This window comes from Thauera phenylacetica B4P (assembly GCF_000310225.1).
Classification (GTDB): Bacteria; Pseudomonadota; Gammaproteobacteria; order Burkholderiales; family Rhodocyclaceae; genus Thauera; species Thauera phenylacetica.
Genome location: NZ_AMXF01000621.1, coordinates 1 through 403 on the forward strand (window position 1 = coordinate 1; position 403 = coordinate 403).

Annotated in this window: 1 protein-coding gene; it reads left to right on the forward strand. The window is 69.5% G+C overall.

Annotated elements, in window-relative coordinates; all coding sequences use genetic code 11:
* Window positions 1-403 (forward strand): electron transfer flavoprotein subunit beta/FixA family protein (locus C667_RS24000; RefSeq protein ID WP_004393346.1); only part of this gene is annotated, 403 nt, incomplete at both ends.

Sequence of the window (403 nt, forward strand, 5' to 3'; positions counted from 1 at the left end):
AAGCGCGTGGTCGATTACAACGTCAAGGTTCGCGTCAAGGCCGACGGCAGCGGCGTGGACCTGGCCAACGTCAAGATGAGCATGAACCCCTTCGACGAGATCTCCGTCGAGGAGGCGGTGCGCCTGAAGGAAGCGGGCGTGGCCACCGAGGTGGTGGCGGTGTCCTGCGGCGTGGGCGCCTGCCAGGAGACCCTGCGCGCGGCGATGGCGATCGGCGCGGACCGCGGCATCCTGGTCGAGACCGACGTCGAGCTGCAGCCGCTGGCGGTGGCCAAGCTGCTCAAGGCGGTGTGCGACAAGGAGCAGCCGCAGCTGGTGTTCTGCGGCAAGCAGGCGATCGACGACGACGCCAACCAGACCGGCCAGATGCTCGCCGCGCTCGCGGGCTGGCCGCAGGCGACCT